The sequence below is a fragment of the Jutongia sp. SJQ-6 genome (assembly GCF_054161275.1).
On record NZ_CP195314.1, the window covers coordinates 1495001 to 1512483 of the forward strand.

At 44.1% G+C, this 17483-nt stretch carries 16 protein-coding genes (1 of these 16 cut by a window edge); 1 reads left to right on the forward strand and 15 read right to left on the reverse strand.

The features are described 5' to 3' along the window. From tsaD to ACSAJE_RS06950, 8 genes are all read right to left on the reverse strand, one after another. Positions 1-220, reverse strand: the 5' portion of a protein-coding gene (gene tsaD, locus ACSAJE_RS06915; protein WP_022024168.1) for a tRNA (adenosine(37)-N6)-threonylcarbamoyltransferase complex transferase subunit TsaD. 800 nt of this gene lie to the left of the window's left edge; only the first 220 of its 1020 coding nucleotides appear in the window; its start codon is at positions 218-220; its stop codon lies beyond the left edge, outside the window. Between the two features lie 2 nt (positions 221-222). After that, on the reverse strand, positions 223-831 hold the full coding sequence (locus ACSAJE_RS06920) for a DUF6715 family protein (RefSeq protein WP_118507824.1): 609 nt from the start codon (positions 829-831) through the stop codon (positions 223-225). A gap of 108 nt (positions 832-939) precedes the next feature. Continuing rightward, positions 940-1848 carry a ribonuclease Z gene (locus tag ACSAJE_RS06925; protein WP_458010026.1) on the reverse strand — a complete coding sequence of 303 codons (909 nt, stop codon included), beginning with the start codon at positions 1846-1848 and terminating at the stop codon, positions 940-942. Between the two features lie 80 nt (positions 1849-1928). Then, positions 1929-2099 carry a hypothetical protein gene (locus ACSAJE_RS06930; protein ID WP_243034740.1) on the reverse strand — a complete coding sequence of 57 codons (171 nt, stop codon included), beginning with the start codon at positions 2097-2099 and terminating at the stop codon, positions 1929-1931. Positions 2100-2284: 185 nt separating this feature from the next. After that, on the reverse strand, positions 2285-2749 hold the full coding sequence (rimI, locus tag ACSAJE_RS06935; protein WP_022024163.1) for a ribosomal protein S18-alanine N-acetyltransferase: 465 nt from the start codon (positions 2747-2749) through the stop codon (positions 2285-2287). Then, positions 2733-3461 (reverse strand): tRNA (adenosine(37)-N6)-threonylcarbamoyltransferase complex dimerization subunit type 1 TsaB, encoded by a 729-nt coding sequence (gene tsaB, locus ACSAJE_RS06940; RefSeq protein WP_022024162.1) that lies wholly within the window; start codon positions 3459-3461, stop codon positions 2733-2735. Before tsaB ends, rimI begins: the two co-directional genes overlap by 17 nt. Continuing rightward, positions 3458-3892, reverse strand: coding sequence for a tRNA (adenosine(37)-N6)-threonylcarbamoyltransferase complex ATPase subunit type 1 TsaE (gene tsaE / locus ACSAJE_RS06945; protein WP_118507825.1), 435 nt, complete (start codon positions 3890-3892; stop codon positions 3458-3460). Before tsaE ends, tsaB begins: the two co-directional genes overlap by 4 nt. Next, entirely contained in the window at positions 3882-4421 is a 540-nt protein-coding gene (locus ACSAJE_RS06950; protein WP_182434254.1) for a YcxB family protein, read from the reverse strand. The genes tsaE and ACSAJE_RS06950 overlap by 11 nt, the downstream gene beginning before the upstream one ends. A gap of 300 nt (positions 4422-4721) precedes the next feature. Here ACSAJE_RS06950 and ACSAJE_RS06955 point away from each other — a divergent pair, with 300 nt between their 5' ends. Beyond that, positions 4722-6584: a hypothetical protein gene (locus ACSAJE_RS06955; RefSeq protein WP_458010027.1), complete on the forward strand. Its 1863-nt coding sequence runs from the start codon at positions 4722-4724 to the stop codon at positions 6582-6584. Positions 6585-6694: 110 nt separating this feature from the next. Here ACSAJE_RS06955 and proB read toward each other — a convergent pair whose 3' ends face one another. The 7 genes from proB to ACSAJE_RS06990 all read right to left on the reverse strand — a co-directional run bounded on the left by proB (position 6695) and on the right by ACSAJE_RS06990 (position 17476). Then, the gene (gene proB, locus ACSAJE_RS06960) at positions 6695-7483 is read right to left on the reverse strand and encodes a glutamate 5-kinase (RefSeq protein ID WP_022024158.1); all 789 of its coding nucleotides are present in this window, start codon (positions 7481-7483) and stop codon (positions 6695-6697) included. A gap of 66 nt (positions 7484-7549) precedes the next feature. Further along, on the reverse strand, positions 7550-12118 hold the full coding sequence (locus ACSAJE_RS06965; RefSeq protein ID WP_458010028.1) for a VWA domain-containing protein: 4569 nt from the start codon (positions 12116-12118) through the stop codon (positions 7550-7552). A 29-nt stretch (positions 12119-12147) separates the two neighbouring features. Further along, positions 12148-13047, reverse strand: coding sequence for a DUF58 domain-containing protein (locus ACSAJE_RS06970; RefSeq protein ID WP_458010029.1), 900 nt, complete (start codon positions 13045-13047; stop codon positions 12148-12150). Beyond that, entirely contained in the window at positions 13028-14014 is a 987-nt protein-coding gene (locus ACSAJE_RS06975) for an AAA family ATPase (RefSeq protein ID WP_458010030.1), read from the reverse strand. Before ACSAJE_RS06975 ends, ACSAJE_RS06970 begins: the two co-directional genes overlap by 20 nt. A gap of 12 nt (positions 14015-14026) precedes the next feature. Next, on the reverse strand, positions 14027-15607 hold the full coding sequence (locus ACSAJE_RS06980) for a hypothetical protein (protein WP_458010031.1): 1581 nt from the start codon (positions 15605-15607) through the stop codon (positions 14027-14029). Next, positions 15567-16544 (reverse strand): ABC transporter permease, encoded by a 978-nt coding sequence (locus tag ACSAJE_RS06985; RefSeq protein WP_022024152.1) that lies wholly within the window; start codon positions 16542-16544, stop codon positions 15567-15569. Before ACSAJE_RS06985 ends, ACSAJE_RS06980 begins: the two co-directional genes overlap by 41 nt. After that, positions 16541-17476, reverse strand: a complete 936-nt coding sequence (locus ACSAJE_RS06990; RefSeq protein WP_022024151.1) for an ABC transporter ATP-binding protein — start codon at positions 17474-17476, stop codon at positions 16541-16543. Before ACSAJE_RS06990 ends, ACSAJE_RS06985 begins: the two co-directional genes overlap by 4 nt. Between the last annotated feature and the right edge of the window lie 7 nt (positions 17477-17483).

Sequence of the window (17483 nt, forward strand, 5' to 3'; positions counted from 1 at the left end):
ATGTAACTTTGGCCTGCTTTAATGCATCTTCAATCACATAGTTGATGCGTTCTATATGCTTTCTGGACGCAATCTCCGGCACCACACCACCATATAAGGTATGAATGTCTATCTGCGAGGAGATCACGTTCGACAGTACCTCTCTGCCATTACGCACAACCGAGGCTGCTGTTTCATCGCATGAACTCTCAATTCCTAATATTAATACATCCTGTTCCATTGTTAATTATCTCCTAATGTCGCTATTTCCTCTTTGTCGGTCGTCTGCTCCCAACCCAAGATACGCCATTTTCCTTTGGCATCCTTGCGGCAGAGAAATTTTTCATATATCTGCATACGTTTCTGCTTTGCTTTCGTCAAAGTTCCGGTAATGACCGTTGCACATTCCCTTTTATTGATCGTTGTGTACTCGATGCTGCCTGCCGGCTGCACTACATATGTAGAAATCGTTTGTTCTTTCTTTTTGTAACTTTTCTGTTCCTTTGCCAGGCGCTTATACATCTTCTCCCACGCATTGTCTTTGACGTCCAGTAATTCTGCATCATACAATTTACGCAGCTGCTTTAACAATTTGTTATATTCTTTATCAGTCAGAGTTGTGTTGTATAAACATTTATTATATCTCCAATATAACTTCAACACTTCCGTTGGCGTTTCCGGATAACCATTATCCAAATCTTTACTCATCAGCTTATCAACTTCCGTTGTCGAGCTTTTACTTTCTCTGCTCCCACTGATCTTGCCGTTACTGATCATATAAAATATCGTTAAAACAACTACAGCAAGACACACCAGCGCCACAAAAGTAATGCCAATCTTTTTCTTGTTCATGCTGCTTCCTCCATTTCCATGAAGTTGTCTCTATATCGACTCCTGCGAAAACTTCACATCTGTTGCCATAGTCTGTTTTCTTTATTGTACACAGGTGATCGTCAAATATCAATCCTCAAATTCCAAGGTACAACTCATTCCATCTTTGCCTGCCACTGCATTTGGAAAGATCTTGCATACTTCCCGCATGTAATTTTGCGGATACAGTAACGATGGGCTGTAATGCGTCAGCCAAAGTTCCTTAACCTCAGCTTCTTTTGCCATCTGTGCAGCCTCCAAAAACATCATATGCTTATTTTCTACCGCTTTAGCTTTCTTTTCTTTGTCACCGTACATTCCTTCGCAGATCAACAAATCTGACATGGAAGCATTCTTGGTAAGGCCGGCTGTTGGTCTGGTGTCTGTACAATATGTAACTTTCAGTCCCTTTCTAGGGGCACCAAGCACCATGTCCGGTGTATAAATGCCCTCCGGCGATTCCACCGTCTCTCCATGCTGAAGCCGGTTCCAATACTGTACCGGGATCCCCTGCTCTTTGGCACGCTCCGGGAAAAAGCGCCCACCACGCGGAATTTCTATCGTATATCCATAACAGGTGACATTGTGATTCACACGAAAGGCATGCAGATGATATCCATTACATTCCAAATCCTGCTCTTTGTCCGTCAACTCGATATATTGCAATTCAAAGGGTAACCCCTGTGCAATCACTAATAGAGATTCTACCACTTTCTGCAGACCACGTGGTCCGATCAGAGTCACCGGCTCTTTGCGCTCTGCATTGCCCATAGACAAAAGCAGTCCCGGCAGCCCGCTGATATGATCGCCATGATAATGTGTAAAGCAGATGGTATCGATCGGATGAAAGCTCCATCCTCTTTCACGGATCGCCACCTGCGTCCCCTCTCCGCAGTCTATAAGCAGGCTGCTGCCGCCGAATCGAGCCATAAGCGCTGTCAACGCCCTGCCCGGAAGCGGCATCATTCCGCTAGTTCCTAACAAGCACAAATCTAACATTACTGTTTTCCTTCCTATCTTCCAAGGTCTCTTATCCGGCTGCTCCGATCATTTCTGCACTTTCGCAGACTCCGATATTCTTATAATTCCGTCACTTCACTGACATCAGGTGGAATTACAAATTGCGCCGTAATACGGTCATAGCACTCTTCGCATAATACAAAAGAATGCAATTTCATATCTTTTTTGGAAAAGAATCCCCATTGTTTTTTTGCCTCAAAAGCATCTTCTAACAACACATCATGTTGCATCTTCAGTTTTTTCCCGCATGCGTTGCAATACATCATTCTCATCCTTTCTGCTCATTACATTATACATTGATCCGCCTTTTTACATTTACTGTGCCTGCTGTTTTACAACGTCAGTATACTGTGTCCGCAATGTAATGTACAGTGGTAATCTCTGTCAATTGTTCTGCCGTATCCCGCCTAACATATCAATTGTTTGTGATTTGATGTTCTAATAGCAGCGCATCCTCTTTCGGCTGCGAATAATATTTCTTTCTTATTCCGATCTGCACAAAACCCATTTGATGATAACAGTGTATTGCTGCTGTATTGGAAGCCCGCACCTCCAATAGAATACGTTTCACACCACGATGTTCGCACTCTGTTATTGCCATACCTAATAATTGTGTCGCAATACCTTGGGAACGCTGCTCCGGCGCTACGGCAATATGGCATAGATCCGCATCTTCCATGGAACACCATAATCCACAAAATCCAACGATTGCCGATCCGCTATCCGCAACCAGATAGATCGTATCTTCTCTATGAACAGCTTTAATAAATTCCTCCTGCTGCCAAGGTTTTGCAAAGCTGGCAGCATCGATCCTGCACACATCACCAACGTCCTCGTCTGTCATGTACCGAATTCTATTTTGGCTATTCATCCCTGTCATGCTTTTCTCCTGCGGCAAGCCTTGCTTCTCGCTCACGCTCCGCTTGTGATTTACGAAGATAATCCGGCCGGAACGCTTCGGCAGATACTATCTTTCCTTCGTCATAATAACGTGCACCTAAAACAGCTACCGAAGCAGCACTCTGTCTGTTCATATGAGCCGGTGCTTCCTGCCACGCTACGTTAAGTCCCTGTTGTAATGCCTCGCGGTGCACCGGAACGCCATCTCCCAAAACGGTAACAGGATCCCCAAGATCATTTAACTCCGCAATATAGTCTTCAATGGAAACTGCTTTTTGTCCGGTCACGCACTCCAATAACATATCCCCGACACGGTAAACTCCTGCATAAACCTGATTACGTCTCGCATCCATCATCGGACAGATATTTCCCTCTCTGCCTGCCAGTCGAAATGCCAGTGCCTCCAATGTTGTGATCGGAACGATCGGTTTGTGTAGCGCCAGCCCTAACCCCTTAGCTGTCGCAGCCCCGATCCTGAGTCCGGTAAAAGAACCGGGACCAGAGGTTGTTGCTATGGCATCGATTTCTTTGAGGTCGATACCGGACATCGTAACTACTTGGTCGATCATTGGCAGTAAGGTCTGCGAATGTGTCTGCTTATTATTGACTGTAAATTCTGCTACTATCGTGTCATCTGCAAACACTGCGGCTGATGCCACCAATCCCGAACTTTCTATTGCTAATAATTTCACTGCAAACCTCCTTCTATGCCCGTCACCTGTATGCGTCGGAAATCAAACCCTTTATCCAACTCTTTGGTAATGGTAACCTCAACGCATTGTTCCGGCAAAATGTCACGAATAAGCTCTGCCCACTCGATCAAGCATACGCCATCGCCAAAAAAGTAATCTTCATAACCGATCTCATCCATTTCCTCTACATCGGCTATGCGGTATACATCAAAATGATATAACGGAAGACGTCCGCTTTCATAAATCTGTATGATCGTAAAAGTCGGACTGTTCACCGGTTCTTCCACGCCCAATCCTGCCGCAAACCCTTTGGTAAAAACCGTTTTACCAACGCCAAGATCTCCATGCAGTAATACGATCGTTCCCGCCTCACACTGTTGCGCGATCCTGTTGCCGATCTCCCATGTCTCTTTCTCCGAATTACTCTCCATGCTTTGTGTCATCGATCTGTTCCTCCTGTGTCGGTTCATAATCCTTATAGGCAGCTCTTCGCTCCTCCACCAGAGCACATACCTCATCATAGCAGTCCGCTAACTGTTCCTTTGGAAAAATAAATGCTCGAACCTGTGACATGTATAAGTAAAGTGCTGATTTTGTCTTCACCGTCTTGCGAATTTCATACCAGTGCACTTTTGCCTCCTGCTGCCCCTGCGACACAATAATGCCGTCCTCAGATATACAATAGTGTAGTACCGCATTGATCGCCTCATTCTGTTTCTTTTGCTTCCAAGCCTTCTGATATAACATGACCGGCTGCACAATGGTGAACAGACAGCCAATAATGATCAGTGCGATAAACGCCGTGCGATCCAACGTCTGATAACGTGTCGCACAGATCACCCAGCTGCCAAGGCTGATCAATACGCCAACCGCGCCGGACACGCTGCAATACGTATGACGCATCGAAAATCGATATAATTCACCTGTCGTAAGATCAATGTTAAACTCTAATTCTTTCATATGATATCTCATTCCTTTCAACTTGCTGAAAAAACAAAGCCAGCTCTTTGCTTTTGCCACGCAATATAACAGCAATTTCCTATCAATTGTAAAAAAAGCATTCGCCATCTTATTATAACAGAACACGTCCAAAAAACAATACACGCGGATACAGGAATATGATATAATGAACACACTGGGCTCATTAACGAGCAAATAAGCTTGTGAAACAAGCGAATAAGCTCTGAAACAGCGAATTTGCAAGTTTGAAAGAGGCTAATTAATGTATGATATAATATAATGTATTTTGGAGGAATGTGAATGAGGGATGACGAAAAGAAAGTGTTACTACAACAACAGATCGAACAAGAAATCGATTTTGATAAATTAACAGAATTTTGTGAACATCTGACGGATGCCGTACAGGAAATATTTCGTTCATGCGGTTTATATTTTCGTATTTTTTCCAGAGTGAAATCGACAGATTCTATTGCCAACAAACTGATCAGACGTCAATACGGGACCGAACAAAATCCAAAAAAAATACAGGATTTGATCGGCATACGCGTCGTTTTGTATTATTATGATGATCTTAGCATCTGCCGTGATATTATGGAGAGTACCTTTCAGATGTTAGACCATTGGTCTCGCACCAATGCCACTGCCAATGAATTTAAGGCAACCAAGATCAACGGTGTATTCCGTTTCCCATCGGAATATTTCAAAGTCTACAAAAAGGACATGTGGACGCTGCCTATTGATACAACCTTTGAGATTCAATTTCGGACCGTATTTTTTGAGGGATGGCACGAGATTGAACATGATATGCGTTACAAAAGTCTCCTGTCAGACAATGAATTTTGGCGTGGCAGCGAAGAATTGTCTCGCATTTTGAACTGCATCCTCGCCAACTTGGAACTAAGTGACTGGTCACTTGTCCAGTTATTTGAACAACTCTCTTATAACCATTACAAAAATGCCAACTGGGAATTGATGCTAAAAAGCAAATTCCGAATCCATATGGATGATAACAGCGAACTTGATCCTGCAATTTTAGAACTGTTTGACCGGGACAAGGAGATTGCAAAACAGTTTTTCAAATGCAAACGCAAGGATCTGATCCGCGAACTGCTCAAACTGGATGCGCCACAGCCTAGTTATAACCTGATCGTCAAGCTTTTGAATGACAGTAAGATCCATAATGAGGAGATCGCAGCCATCTGTGACAAACTTCCTATTATCCGTGATGAGAAAATGCGTTCGCGTTCTCACTTTGCAAGACTGGATTCTGCGGTATTGTTCCATCTGGAAACCTATTTATTGCATAAAGAAGTCAGATCACTTGCGTCCGAATTTACAAACGCATCAAATATCATTTATAAATGGGCTCGTTTTAAGTTGAATCCTGTTTTTGAAGATATGCCTGAGGAACTATGCTCTTATCAGAACAAACTGCCAGGCTACCAATTAAAGATTGATTATCGACCGGAAGATATGACATTTTCCATGAAGTTAAATCACATAGACAGCAAACAGATCGGTACATTATGGCATATTCATTCTTCTGTTGCTATGTTGAGTGATGGCAAACTTCATTTTTATCATATGACATCTCGCGATATGCCACACGGTGCTTCGCACCAGATCAGTTTTAGCAAACCATCTTTCATGAATGATCTTTCTTCAAAGGTAGGTTTCGTTGACGTTGTCAGACTTGGCACAAAGGCACAATTTATAACTACGCCGAAAGATTTTACTTCTTACTGCGAACTGGTAAAAAATCCAAATCGCCACCTGCCACTGATCGCCATCGTCCAGCAAAATACACAGTCTTCTGCGGAAGGCAGTGAGTTTACGGATGGCTATGATATGAATACCTTTACGATCAATGGAACGAGACTTGCAAAAGTTGTAGGTCAATACGCTCATGTAGTCATGATCGATCAAAGCCTTGCCATACCATTTGCAGACAAAATGGATGCGAATATCAGGGAACCTTATGGCTGTATCGTTATCTTTTGGCCGGAGGAGCAGAAGCGTACACCGGATATATTCACCAAAGATGATGTATGTCATGCGGAATTTGACTTCAACCGTTTTGCTTTCCACGATAATAATATTTCAGAGAAGGCATTTCGCCATAAACTCGTACAGGTGATCAAGGACGACAATGTTAGTCACTAATACTGTTATTCTTACAACTGCAAAACCGCTGGAACGGATAACGCTCCAGCGGTTTTGATTTTAATTTTTATGATGATCTATCTCTGTCGCGAAAATAGGCTTATGACTCTTTACCCTTTATGAAATAAAGTGCCAACCGGCTTGTCTTCAAAAAGCTCATACAATTTCTTAGGGTGCTGCCCGTTCATCAACACAACATCAATATCGGATTCGTATGCAATTTCCACAGCATGAATCTTCGTTGCCATGCCGCCAGTGCCAAATTTTGTTCCGGCGCCGCCTGCAACCGCATGAATATCTTCACTGATCTCTCGAACAACCGGGATCATCTTGGCATCCGGATTTTGACGCGGGTCACTGTCATACAGTCCATCTATGTCTGACATGATGATAAGAAGATCTGCATTGGCGATCGTTGCCACGACAGCTGCCAACGAATCATTCTCGCCCATTTCCAACTCCAACTCATCAATGGCAACCGTATCATTTTCATTGACAACCGGGATCACTCCCTGTGAGATCAAACGTTCTAACGCATTTTCCACATTTTTACGGCGATCCTCTAACAATATATATTTCGTCAACAATAACTGTGCCACCGTTATACTGTATTCAGAAAACAAGTTGTCATATAAATACATTAGCTCACATTGCCCTACTGCGGCACAAGCCTGTTTCCCGGGTGTGTCTTTAGGTCGGTCCATCAAGCCAAGCTTACCCATACCAAGACCAATCGCACCGCTGGAAACCAAGATCACCTCGTGCCCTGCATTTTGCAGATCGGCAAGTGTCTTGACGAGCTGCTCCACGCGCCGTATGTTTAATCTTCCGGTACGATGTGTTAATGTCGAGGTTCCCACCTTGACGACAATCCGTTTTCTCTCACTAATCGGTATCATTTTGCCCTCCATAACATTTGGATTTTCATGCTTTTTATTGTATTCGTATTGACAAAATATTGCAACTTATTTTTGTGTGTCATCATACATATCCTGCAGCCCCTTCTTCAAGCTGCTAATATCAAGCATAGCCTGTGACGCCTGTTGTTTCTGCTGTTTTGGTTTCTTTTGTTTCTTTGGCCTCGTTATCTTCTTTTGCTTTGTTTTGACAGCAGACTCCTCCTGTGGCGTGTCAACCGCAGACAATATGGTATCCACTGCTTTCGAACGAAGATTTCCTAATCTACGCAATGCTGTCGGCAGCAGATCCGGCATACGCCGATTCCATATATCCAAGAACCAAAGAATTGTCATTGCCATCAGCAGATATAACGTCAGATCACGCTTTGCGGCATTCCGCTGTGGTGTCGTATCAAAACAGCCCTCTAATGAATTGATCGAACGTCCTGATACCGACGCGATCAATTCATTCAATGCCGTATCTGTCGTGTCATAACGATATTCGGCAGAATATTGCATCGTCAACTGCGTATTGGTGTTATCTAGTATTTTCTTTCCATTACTGCGGCGGACATTGATCTGGTAGACACCTACATCAGAAAGCGGAATCTCACCCTCATAACGGCTGCCGGAAACAGAATGTAACGTCACAGTATTCGTTTTCCCGTCCGCATCATCATAAACTGCGGTAACTTGATCGTCACCACTAACTTTTGCATTGGTATACTCGATCACACCGGCACTCCCCTCCTGCCGTGCCGTTACGGTAATGCCCTGATGATTCTGTTCCCCTATCGTCTGGTTGATCAATCCGCGCCAAAACGCCGGATAATCCTCCCACTGTGCATAATTAGCTGTCCACTCGTTTACTACATCTGTAGTAAATGCCGCTGTTGTCCCCAAGCCATACTGCCACGTTGCTAAGATCGGACTTTCCTTTTTATCATCCATCAATACTGCTGTCGCATTCGACTTCAATGTCGTTCCTATATATCCAAGCATCTCCGGGAAACCACCTTCTCTAAGCTGCTCTAATATGTCACTGTTCGCCGTTATGACCGGTGTAAAAGTCTTGTTGACCAAATATTCTCCCTGCGACAAAAATACTTCCTGAGCAAAGATCCTGCTCAGTCCGGTGCCCGCATTCGTTTGATAAAAGCGCCCCTTTCCTTTGTCTGCTAAGGTGCGCAGAATATTTACGTCGGCATCCGACCCTACCGCTACTGTCGATAAGGTTATCTTATTATCATTCATGTCCTTAAGCAGATCGTCATACCCATGGTACGTATCCTGTCCATCAGTCAGCAAAACGATATGTTTGATCTGCGCATCATTTGTGCTCACCTTGGTCATTTGCTCATAAGCCTCTTTCAATGCAGGATAAATACTGGTGCCGCCGCCATCTTTAATGCCATATATCTTGCTTAGGACATCATCACGGTCTGTAAGCCGGATCGGTTTAACCTGCCAATGATAGCCATCGTCAAATGATTCTATACCAACGATATCTGTACTGCGAAGGTTATTGACCGCAGCTGCGGCCGCTTCTTTCGCATACTCTAACTTACTTTTGCCTCCGTCGGACGCATCCGTCATACTTCCGGAATGGTCGATCACTAACGTCATCGCAAGTTTTGGCGAGTCCTTGTCGCCCTTGATCTCCATATTGACCGGAAGCACCTTTTCTAAGGCAGTATCCCGATATGCACCAAGCGCAAAACTTTGATCTCCACCGATCGCGATCAACCCTCCGGCATAATCCTTGACATAGGTGGTGATATGATCCATAAATCCGCTCTTTAGATCGTCTGCATATACATTTTCCAGTAAAATAGAGCTATATTCCCGCATCTTTTTAAGCGTATCCGGGGCGAAAGATGGCGTCACTACGTCATAATTGATGCCAGCTGCCTGCAAAACCTTTTGAAATTGCTTACTTTCTCCGCTTTTTCCTTCGATGAGCAGCACCTTTTTTTGCTCGGTCGCTTTCGTATAAGCAACATACTCATTATTAGCCTGTATCGTATCTTTCTCCGGAACGATCACCGCCCGGTAATTGGTAAATCCTGTCTGTTTTCGCTGATCCTGAAAGGTAAAATGATTGGTTCCTTTTTGTATAGTGACATGCTCCTGTCTGCGAAGCTTCGTGTCATTATATAATTGCAGAACAGCATTAGTCGCAACATTACCGTTTACTTCGATCTCTACGGTAAAACGCTCTCCCGGTGTAATCTGTTCCGGTACGGTCATGTCCGATAACCAAACTTCCTTGTCCGGAGTACAATCCTGTTGTAACACCTGTAATTCCACATTTCCTGCCTGTAAGCTGCTGCTCATTTTACGCACATCGCCACTATTTTGTCTGCCGTCTGTTAGTAAAACAATGCGCTTTCCGTCGCTGTCCGAGAAAAGGGACATTGCTGTCTGAAGTCCTTTTTCAATATTGGTTTCCGTTTCTACCCGGACCGAATTAAGTTCTGTAAACTTCACCGTATCCGACACGAACTGTTCTACATTCGCATCTCCTCCAAAAGCAACTACTCCGGCACGATCTTTTGACGGCAGCTTCTTAAGTTCATCTCTTATCTGCTGCACCATTTCACTGCGTTTTCCAGCAAAACTCTGCGACACATCCACCACAAAAACGGTCGTTGTACTGTCCGAAATATGGGACATAGATATTCCGATAAATGCGGCGGTCAATCCGGCAAATAATAGAATACGGCATGCGATTGTGGATACTTTATTAAATCGATTCGTTGAATTTGTTCGACGTCTATATATGATCCATTCCACACACAGCAATAACAACACAATAAGGATCAGTGGTCTTACAAGCATCCTCTTGCCATACAGTTTGCTGACATTTTCCGTTGTCACAGTCTGTTTTCTGCCATTTTGTGTGATGTGTACCCGATTCGTGCACTTAGATTCCTTCTCAGGAAATGTCACCGCAAAATATTTGGTGGATCTCTTTGTGTCCGTTACCGTCATATGGTATAGACCGGCCATCCTCGTATCGGTATATACTGCCTGCCCCTGTGCATTTTGATCAGCAACTGTCTGTCCTGCCGGATCTTGCCAGCGGATAGATGCCCGCTTACCACTGCCAAGCTGCAGGGTGACCGTATCTCCCGGCTCGTACGATGCTGCATCAAAAGACATCGTCTGCTCTGCCTGCGCCAAAATCCCCTGTACTAACACCGGAAATTCCATTTGCAGAGGAAGGTCCGAATTGTGCAGATTGAAACCAAGCACCGCAACAACGCGATCTTGAAGCTTTCCAAGATAGCCAACACACTGATTTCCTTCCCCGGCAAAAGAATATGCCCACGACGGAAGTGCGTAGCGAAATCCTTTGGCTGCACTGACCGTAAACGCCTCCAGATCCTGTGTAATATTACTTTGCGGAAACGTAATTGATCCATTTTTGAATGTCTGTACTTTACGAACTAAAGTCTGCTTTCCGATCACCACCTTATCCGATGGTGCGAGTAATATCACATTCTCATTATGATACCATTTCGTCGGCATAACTCCATCGTATACGATGAAATCATATGCCTTGTCCGGATTTATGTTTTTTGTCCGAGTTGTTTGTTCTACAGTTATAGAATCTTCCAGAGACAATGCCCTTTCCATAAAACTGTTTTGTTTGGATACCAATAATACCGTCTTTTTCTTCTGTCTTTCAATCATTTCATAGACCGCATTATCGTGTGAATTGCCGTCCTCTGCTACAATATGAGCTTTCAAATACCCCTTGCTTGCTGTCAGGTTCCGGAAATGACTGTTCGTTGTCGTCTGGAAGGTGATCGTCTTACTCTGCCCCGCCTTTAGCGATACGGTCTGCGCATCAAATAACGTGTCGCCCAAATACAGTTCTACATCTGTCTTAAAATCTTTCTCTCCGTAATTTGTAATACCGGCCTGTGTTGTTATTTTATGTTCTGCATCCGTCTGATGGGACAACCAGCTTAAACCGGCATTCGTCGTCCCTTCCTGATCGGTCAACGCAATAATATCCGCATTTAACTTTCCTACATCAGCATCACTATCGGTAAACCCGATCACTTTATAGTTATGCCACTGTTTCACAAGCGGTGTTACAATCTGTAAAGAGGCCTCTAAGCTCCCGGCAATGTCTGTTTCGCCAATACCTCGTATTGTTTTCTTGATGCTGCCGGTATCTGTCGAATCTGTCACTAAAAGCTGCGCTGTCTGTGCCCCTGTAACTACGGTGACTTTCGTTCCCGGATCTAACTGATCCACGTAGGTGAGTGCCTGCTTTTTCGCTTCTTCTAATTTGGTACTGTCCTGTTTATATCGGCCATTCATGCTTCCACTGGTGTCAATACACAAAACAACGTGATCCGTCTCGCCGCCCTTCCGTTTGATGTACGGCATAAGCATGGCAAAAACAAGCAAAAGCAAAACAGCAATCTGTAGATACATTAACAAATGATTACGAAATTTCTCCCATGGAGTCGATGCCTGTACAGATTCAAAAGCTTCCTGCCACAAATTTAATGCCGGCACTTTCTTGGTCTGTACCTTCTGCTTCAGTAAATAGAGCAAAACAATACCCGGCACAAATGCAAGAAATAATAATGGCCATAAATGTTCAAATCCCATCGTATCCCCTCCTCTATATCCGGGTTATCTTATACCTGTTCAAAAACGCCGGCTCTCATGCCGTCATAAATTATCTTTTCTAAGGACGTGTCCGTATACACCTGCATAAAATGCGCCTGATACTTTTTGGCTGCACTCTCCAGTCCTTTTTGAAACGCAGTAAGTCTGTTGTCATACTGCTTGCGCAGCCACGAGGTCATGGTTACTGTCAGATCCTGCTCTGTCTCACAATCGATCAGTTTGACCGTCCCCTCCAACTGTGGTTTCCGTTCTTCTTTATCTAAAATCTGCAGGATCAATATGTCCTGTTTACAAAATTTCAAATAACGAAGTGTCTGATGTATTGTCTCCATATGTCCGCCATTGGTATCTCTGTCCATAAAATCGGACAGTAAAATAACAGTCCCTTTTCGCGGAAATGGAATATGGCGTACCGACTGCCACAGATCTGTCACCCCATCAAATCGCTGTCTTGCCACTTGATCCAAAAATAAGTTTCTGCTCTGCATCCCGGTCAGAGATTTTTCAATCTGTGCCATACCGTCCTGAACCGATACCAGACGGACCCGGTCTTGTGACTGTAATGCCAGATGCCCAAACATTCCTGCTAATTTCGCCGCAAGTTTATATTTCTCTGTCATGTCTGCCTTCATGGATCGGCTTGTGTCTAAAACGACAGTGTACATTCCTTCCTGTTCCTGCATGAAAAGCTTAATAAATAATTTTTCACTTCTTCCATAGGCGTTCCAGTCAATACGACGTATATCGTCTCCCGGCATATATTCTCGAAAATCAGAAAATTCCACACTGCTGCCTTTGGCAGTAGATTTTCTGCTGCCGCCTCTGCCTCCATTTAAGCGATTTTCACTCCAAAGGCTAATCCGTTTCAAGCTTCGAAAAAAATCACCATCAAACAGTTTTTCTTCCATTGAGTGCCTCCTGCAATGCTGCAATGATCGTGTCTGCCACTATATTTTCCGACAGCGCATCAAAGTTTAATGCCAACCGGTGCCTCAGTGCCGCCTTTGCCACATCATCAATATCATCGAAGGAAACATTGTAACGGCCATCTAACAACGCCCTTGCCTTAGCCGTCAGCAGAATCGCCTGTGCCGCACGCGGACTGGCTCCCTCTAATACATATTGCTTAACTTCTTTCACCGCATACTCACTGTCCGGATGTGTTCCGATCACCAATGCCAGCGCATATTCCTCCACTGCTGCCGACACCGGTATATCACGAACCACCTGACGCATTTCCATCAGATCTCCTACAGTAAGCACCGGCTGGATCTGTTCCTGCTGTCCTTCTACCGTCAGATGCATGATCTGCTTTAGTTCCTCAAGAGACGGGAACTCGATCAATAACTTAAATAAAAAACGATCCAACTGTGCCTCCGGAAGCGGATAGGTACCTTCATTTTCAATCGGATTCTGCGTTGCAAGAACCATATAAGGTTTTGGGAGTTCATACGTATGATTTCCAACTGTTACTGTTTTTTCCTGCATCGCTTCTAACAATGCGGACTGTGTCTTCGGTGTTGCACGGTTGATCTCGTCCGCTAAGACCAAGTTTGCAAACACAGGTCCTTTTTCAAATTGAAACCGATTTCGATCTCCTTCTTTTATGATCAGATTGGTACCGGTAATATCGGTCGGCATTAGATCCGGCGTAAACTGTATACGCGAGAAATTAAGATCCATAACTTTTGCTAACGTCTTCACCAACTGTGTTTTACCAAGTCCCGGAACACCCTCTAATAACACATTGCCGTCTGCCAATATTGCCAGCAAAATGTGATGGATCACGTTTCTCTGACCGATGATCCCCTTGGCAATTTCTTCCTCTGTACGTTTGATCTTGGTACTATATTCTTTGATATCCTCTACCTGCATCAATGCCCCTCCTTACTCTAGATCGCTGAAATACTTTTTAACCATATCCTCCTTGGATTGTGGTATTTTCTGCTTCTTCAATTTGGAATATGCTTTTTGTTTATATTGTCCGGATACCGCCCCGATTTCCTGTTTGGTTCCGCGTTTCGCAGGCATGTTGTTAGACTTTGTGCGATTACCGGATTCTCCATTCTTGCTGCCCGTCAAATTGCCATCTTTCCCATTATCCTCCGGAACCCAGACTTGTTCTGCGCTGTCCGACGCACCTTTTCGTTCCAGTCCGTTTTTACCACCGGTGTTCCATCCACTTCCAACTTTGGTACCGTTTTTACCTTGACTGCCACCATTCCCACTGCCGGCATTTTTACCGGAACCTGCCTGACTGCCTGATCCACTTTGACCACCATTTTGAGTACCTTTAGCACTATTACCGGACAGTTTTTTGGAACTGTTTCCCTGTTGTCCATCGGCATTCTGTGAAGCATTCTGATTCGAAGTATTCCCCTGTGCCTGTGTATTTTGATTCTGTGTCGCTGCATTGGAATCTGTCTGATCCTGTAACAGGGCACTCCGCGTATAGGAAGCACTGGCATTATCAAGATTTCGCAGTACTTCCGAAATGTCTTGCTGTGTCAACGCTCCACTTTGTGCCTTTTCATTGAGCTGCTGCATAAGCTCTTTCATCTTAGACTCGCTTAACTGCTCTCCCAATTCTTTTAATTCATCACTCACTGCCGCAACGGCTTTCTGCTTACCGGCCAGATCTGCAAGCTGCTTCTGATATTTCGAAAGTGCCTGTAAATTTTTGCCGTCCACAAAAGGCCGTAAACTGTCTGCGGCCTCTTTGCTAATGTTCTCCGGAACATCTCGAAGAAGTTTTGTCTCCAAACGCTTTTGGGCAGCAGTCACTTCATCGACGGATCTTGCCTGCTTCATATCTTTTTGGGCTGTTTTTATGGACTCCTCCAGCTTTTTGCGGGATTCTTTACTTATTTTGCCCTTTGCCATTTCCTTATCAAGAACCTTCTTTGCTTTCGCGATCTTCTCCTGCTCTTTCTCAACTTTCTTGACAAATTCATGTTTCTGCTTCGCGACATCCTTTGCCTCTGACGGAATAAACAAGCAGATGAATCCCATCAGCAAAAAGACCCCCAGACTAACATATCTCTTCCATGGAATATAATACGGCATTGTCTTCTCCAAAGAGATATTCCGAAGCTGATCTCTCGTATCTATTCTCTGCAGGATACGAAGTTCATCGGTACTTCCTCTGCCTTCGATGCTCGTCGATACACGCTCCTGCATTCCCATATTGTCCGCTAATCTTGCTGCACGTCTTGTCGTTGTGCGGCATAGAAACAAATGTACGCCCCCGACTGCGATCGATCCCAAAAACACTGCGGCACTTGTGGGCACACAATTATAAAACGGATACCAGATCGCCACGCACTGTACCAAAAAGCCAAGAATGCTTCCAACCAGTGCATACATTCCCAACAGTAAAATCGATTTCTGACGCATATCACGTTTTTTTACTTTTTGCAGAAAACGATCAATCTCTTTGTCCGCTTCCATCCCCGACTGCTGATTCATGCTTTTTTCCTTTCTTCCTGCTCTTCTTCACACGCAATGGATCCAATAACTTTGCTGCAAGCTTCATAATGAAAAACGTCAAAACCAACTGACAGATCAAGCTGATCACAAACCAATGATCTACAACAATATCCGGGATACCGCCCCCAAATGTCCGTTCCAGTGTAACAATGAGTCCATGTCCTCTAAACTGACACATCAACATTTCGATTAAAGTTACAACCGGATTAATCAACAGGATCAATAACGCCGGTCCAAGATGCAGCGTTGCGCTGCTGGCAGCCAGACCGGACACATGATTAACATTCATTTCAATAATATTTCCAATAATGTATATAACTCCATCCAAAATAGCAGTCACACCACACAGTACAACAATCCCCGCAAAGGTAAATACAGTTGCCGGAACTGTTTTCTTAATTGCCGTAGATGCCCAAACGCCGATACTTCCCATTAGTAATGCCGCAACGAATACCAATACAACGAACTGCAACAGATCAACTAAGGCAAGACCACCAATGGTGAATACAATGGAAATCACCGGCAAACTGGAAACCACCAATAACAACACCATACTGATGGATGCCATCAGTTTTCCCCAAACGATTTCTGACGGTTTCATAGTTGTCGTAAGCAAAATTTCTAATGTCTGCTTTTCACGCTCTCCTGCAATGCTTCCAGCCGTAAAAGATGGTACAAGAAATCCCACCATAACAGATTCGAGCACGACCAGTGCAACATATAAACCGATCGCCGTTCCATAATTTACATAATCGTTCATACCGGAATTAAACAATACTTCAAATCCAAATACTGCGATCCCGATCAAGATCAGATTGTAAAACAAGATTGTCAGAGCAAACTTAATGTTGCGCACACGCAGCTTTGTTTCTTTTACATATACCGGATTATATAACTTCTTTTTCCATTTACTCATGCCGACAACACCTCCTTGTTTCCAGTGACACGCATAAACACTTCTTCCAAATTACCTGTATCCCGAACAAAGGACGATACCCGTACGTCATTCTGTATCAACGAAGCCAGCAATGCTGCTTCCTCTTCTTCATTTCCCTTAAAACCAACAAGCAGCATGTTGGCATCCACAGACAAATTAACAACTGTCGGATTCTCCTTGAGGATCTTCACCGCCTGATCCATTCCTTCTACAATACGGATCTGCAGTGGATTGGAGGTATTTAACCGGGTCATGATCTCATCGACTGTTCCTTTTACCATCATCTGTCCGTGATCGATAATACCGATCGTGGTACACATTTCTGCCAGCTCCGACAAAATATGTGAGCTAATAATGATCGTCTTATCAATTTCATGTAGATTCTTGAGTATTCCTTTCATCTCAAATCGTGCTCGCGGGTCCAAACCGGAAGCCGGCTCATCCAAAATAAGCAACTGCGGATTGTGCACCAAACTTCTAGCAAGACATAATCGTTGTTTCATGCCACGCGATAAGCTGTCCACGTAAAAATTTGCTTTATCCGACAGATGCACGAGATCCATCAATTCCATGCAATAGGATGTCGCCTGTTTTCCATACATGCCATAAATGGATGCATAGAATTCCATATACTCGATCGCCTTGAGATTGTCATATACACCAAAGAAATCCGGCATATAGCCAATCATCGCTTTGAGTTCTGTACTTTGGCGGATCGCATCGATCCCTGCAACGTAAGCTTCCCCGCCGGATGCTTTCAGCAGACCTGATAAGATCTTCATGGTCGTCGTTTTCCCTGCACCATTTGGTCCGACAAATCCAAATAACTCCCCTTTGTCAATATGCAGATCCAAATTATTTAATGCAATAAATTTACCATAGAATTTATTTAATCCTTTGATTTCTACCATGTCACCC